Annotated in this window: 3 protein-coding genes; 1 reads left to right on the top strand and 2 read right to left on the bottom strand. The window is 55.4% G+C overall.

The window, feature by feature from the left end; translation table 11 throughout:
* Nucleotides 1–605 precede the first annotated feature (605 nt).
* Nucleotides 606–1,025 carry a hypothetical protein gene (locus MP439_11135; protein MCI2976606.1) on the bottom strand — a complete coding sequence of 140 codons (420 nt, stop codon included), beginning with the start codon at nucleotides 1,023–1,025 and terminating at the stop codon, nucleotides 606–608.
* Nucleotides 1,025–1,636 carry a hypothetical protein gene (locus MP439_11130; protein ID MCI2976605.1) on the bottom strand — a complete coding sequence of 204 codons (612 nt, stop codon included), beginning with the start codon at nucleotides 1,634–1,636 and terminating at the stop codon, nucleotides 1,025–1,027. The genes MP439_11135 and MP439_11130 overlap by 1 nt, the downstream gene beginning before the upstream one ends.
* Nucleotides 1,637–2,647: 1,011 nt before the next feature.
* Between MP439_11130 and MP439_11125 the strand changes: the two genes are divergently transcribed.
* Nucleotides 2,648–3,136: a hypothetical protein gene (locus MP439_11125; GenBank protein MCI2976604.1), complete on the top strand. Its 489-nt coding sequence runs from the start codon at nucleotides 2,648–2,650 to the stop codon at nucleotides 3,134–3,136.
* Nucleotides 3,137–4,344 lie beyond the last annotated feature (1,208 nt).

The raw sequence follows: 4,344 nt of genomic DNA, 5'->3' as shown, positions 1-4,344 counted from the left end.
CACCACACTTCTCCTCGGTTCCAAACTGACAGGAGAACTCCTAAAAACTCAAACCCTTGGGCCGACCGATTCCACTCATACCCTCAAGAGGTGCTCTAGCTGTGACAAACATCTGGCGGTGTAGTACTCAGCTGGATATGCAGATTGGCGAATACCTCAAGCGCGTCGGCGGTCGGGCCTTGAAGTCGGATGGTGATGGTGTGCGTATCCATAGTATCGCTATGGAACGCATACTGCTGGCGACCTCAATGGTCAAGCAGCTGTAGCGTGCTATGTCAACATCGCGTGGCGTCAATGCCATTGGCCCGTAGCGTCGGCCCCGTCGCTGTGCTGAGTCTCCACCCTCGGTAGACCTATTGCCCCCAGATTGCTCCGCATGCACGAAGGGCAAAGATGCGTGTGGCTGTATGGTGAGCGTAGATGCCCATCGGATGAGAGACAAAAGTCCGCAGATGACGATGTCCATGTATCGTGATCTGTTCAACGGTTGCATGGCGTATGCGACGGCTCCTTGTGCTTGCCCGGACGGCATGAGCAGCGTCGGTAGTTTTAGCGTTTGCTCGCCTGCATGCAAGACCAAGAAGGCTTGCCTCGTGCGTGAGACGCTAGCGGGGTTCCTGCCAGCGGGCGACCTGGAAGCCCATCAGCAGTGCAACCGAGATCGAGAAGGAGCCGACCAGGATCGAGAAGACCACGAGTGGTCCTGTCGGGAGGTGGTCGCGCAGGAAGACGAACTCGAGCATGCCGGCGATGATGAGCTCGGCGATGAGCTGACGCAGACCCACCATTTTAAAGATTCGGTAGTTGAACGGCCGGATCGTGGCCACCATGACGGCTGCGACAACGATCAATACCCAAGCCGCAATCGCCAGGAGCACCGGAGCCAGTAGGTGCGGGGCTTTAGGCAACCCGATCGCGAGGATGATAGCAGATGCGATGGTGGCAGCGAGGGACAGTTCGCAGAGCAAAGGGATTGGTGGGAGCGAGCGATCGTAAACGTTGAGTGTTTTGTGATCGGTATCCATCACAGGGAGGCCAGCCTTGTCATGATGATGAGCGTCGCCACCTGCATAGCGCCGGTGATGGCTGCGGTGTAGATGAACCGGCGCATGAGGCGTGCTAACAGCTCCCCGTTGGGAGGTTGTTTACGGAGCTCAAAGAGAACTGCGATATTGGCGGTTTCAACAAAACCAATCGCAACGAGTGTCATGATACCGACGACGAAGAACGACGCCACTACCCACGAATGACCCGGTGAGCTTGGGACTAAATAGCCATCAATGCGCGCAAGCTGGATACCGGCTGCGAGTGTCGAAATGACGAGGGTTGGCATGAGCACGATCATCTTTGGCATGAATCGCTTGGAGAACTCGGCTCGGGCTGGGATCGACAATTTGCCGAGAATGGGACCGACGATAAAACCAACAAAGAGGTCGATTGCGGTCCAGAGGGCTCCGGAGACTACGTGAAAGAAGTCCACCGCCCACATGGTGTTGGCAAGGAGTGCGACCACCAGCCCGATGAGCCAGACGGCGGCAACGATGAGCCCTCTTCGCGGGACGATCTCAAAGGTCTCGACGACACCGTTTTCGTTCGATTGCGCCTCGGTTACTTCTGGCTGAACGCTACTAGCCATGCACAACACACTCCCTTAGCTATCGTTCGAGGCTGTACGCCTCATTTTGCGCTCAGTATAGCGCACCTCAATTGTCGTGGTCCAGGGGGTGCTAGAAGAGCTACCGATGTTCTGAGAGGAATGCGGGGTCAACTGGGTCCAGAAGGTCTACTCGATCACCACCGCGACGTTAATGACTGAGGGAGGGCCGACGGTCAGTGGGCGGAGGAACGGACAGGGGTGCTCTAAGGTGGCGAACTATTGTGACGCGGACAATTCAGGCACTACGTGCTATTGTCTGCTTACGACTACAGTCGGGCCCGAGACCATGCGGCTCACACATTGTAGCAGCCAGGTCTCTTTGGTCCGGGGAGTCGCACTCGACCAAGTCTTCTCGGCGTAAGAATTACGGTTGGAGACTGAGATAGCCGAGATGATCGTCGTATCTGCGGCCCGACCGAAGCCTTCAGACTCTGTTGCACGTTATGCGAGAATATACGAGGTCAAATGGCGCGGTGTGACGTAAAGCCGTGACGAGAAGCCTTTGCGAATCGCGAGTTGCGGCACGCCTGCCTGCTGCTAGGATTTCTAGCGACTGCGGGATGTAGTCCTTTGGAGCGCCGATGTGCGCTTTCAGTTGCACCTCGGGGAGCAGGTCCGATGCAAGAGGTATCCAGTTCCCCTGCAACGTAGAGCAGGACGACCGGGTGACTGCTCTCATCGGGGAGCGGCTTGGTATGCCTATTGGGCTCACATCATCGGATAGGAGAATCGCCAAGCGAATCAATGACGGCCGTGGCACCCAGTTCGTCCATCACGAGCTCGCTCCTTAGCAGGTATGCGGTTGTTGAGATGATTACGTCTGGATGGCCGAGGCACTGCTTGACTTTGTCTGTTTTGCAAATGACGAAAACTGTTCGTAGATATGATAGACTCAAGAACCTAGGCGAGAACGTTGGCAAACCAATTGTCCTGTCTTTGGGCGGAGTTTAAACGATGATGAAACGTCGGTTCACGCAGCAGGATTCAAGGATGAGCGACAGCTTAAGTCCCAGGTTGGGATTGTTGCTGGTATGGTTTGTGTTGGCCGTCTGGCTCTTACCGATCTTGGTCGGCCTGGCATTTTCGTATAGCCTGGCTCGTTGGGTTGGTTATGCGCCATTAACTCGCCAGATTGCTCCCTTCGGTGCCGGTGTCGCGGTCGTCACGATGACGAAGTTGGTTCTGTTGGTCCCGGTTATCGTTCTTGCGCTCTGGTGGTTCCAGTCGCGACTCCTTCGGATCGTTATCGGTTCAGTAAGTGTGTTGGCTATCGTTGGCTCGTATGTCGGTATCCGCCAGGAGCAGCTACGACCGCTTGGCAATCCCATCGATCTCACCAACCGGTTTCTCAACGCCCTGACGTTCACGTTTACTTTTTCAAACAGCTGGCTTGCGGGGATGGTTGTCATTGCCCTGGGTGTCGCACTGCTCGGCATCGTTGCCCTTGCCCTTGTTCGGGCTCCGCGCTACAACCATTAATATCAAGCCATTGAAGTAGCTCGAGAACTTCGACTCTTTAGCCCGCTACACCTGCTGAGAAATGACTGTAGTAAGTTAAACGTCGCTAACTCGGTGGGCGGGATCGTTGTTTGCGCGAGCCAGTTGACGTTCGGGGTTGGCCACCGTGGCTGTTCCCCTGTCCTTCAAGGGCGGGTGCGCTAGTCGGGCCATTTCGCTGGATGGATATCTACATGTTCGTCGAGCTACAACTTTGAGAAGGCACTGCTTCGGTCCTCGATAGGCTTCGAGCCCTTGGTGTGATAGCGCTCTGCATTGGTGAACCACTGACTCGCCCCTACGATAGGGTCGCTTGAGTCAGCGCCAAGCGAGTCAGATGTCTATCAAATCCTAAGGTTGTCGACGTCGACGAGGCGCGTTCGTGATTGGGTGACGATTCAACGCAGGCGATGGAGGACGCCGTCCATTCGGCTCGAAGGTGAGTGCGAGGCTGGCAGTGGATTGGCTAGTTCGACCATTGCTGCCATCTTTGCTGAGCTGAAATCAGCGTCTGTGGTTCACATGCAACATGCGAGCTAAAGCGATCAGCGGTCGCCTGTCATCTCACTAGTCGTATCTGCCAGTTCGGCTGATTACGAGCGGAATTTGGTTGACAAAGGTTCGCAGTTCAGATAGAGTTATAACGCCAGGCACAAGGCGAGGGGGAACCAGTCGGGCATCCCCTAAACCAATCCCTGGTCTGTAGGTGGGTATTCGTGACACTTTCTAGGTGATAGAGTAGCGGTTGGTTTTTGGGTGGTCTCTCGATCGCGAGATCGAAGTCGGTGGGTTGGCGCTAGCAGCGCGCACCAGTTCAAATGAACGAGAGCTGGTGCAGGCGAGCGCGAGCTTGTGCCAAAGAACCCGGGCCAGATCGGTTAACCAAGGCCGGTACTCGTTTCCTAAGGAGTTCTACGAAAGTCAACCTTGTGTCGTTGGAATCCGATACCGGTCAAACCGTTATCGATAGGTCGTGTCACTGAGCTAATTGCTACTGTGTTGAGTATCACCTAGTGTCCCTCCTCAGAAGTTTGCTCAGAAACGATAGGGCCCAGGTATTTCGGCATGGAAGCGAAGATCGCCTCGGCACTCTTGATCCAGATGAAGGGCTTGGGGTTCTCGTTTGTAAGGCTTTGGCCCACTGGGTAATTCCTTTGTTGAGTTCACTCACGCTGGGCTGCACCTGCGTT

Origin of the sequence: Ferrimicrobium sp. (assembly GCA_022690815.1) — a bacterium.
In the GTDB taxonomy this organism is placed as follows: domain Bacteria; phylum Actinomycetota; class Acidimicrobiia; order Acidimicrobiales; family Acidimicrobiaceae; genus Ferrimicrobium.
Note: the sequence above shows the minus strand (reverse complement) of the source record. Positions and strands in the feature narration are given on the sequence as shown.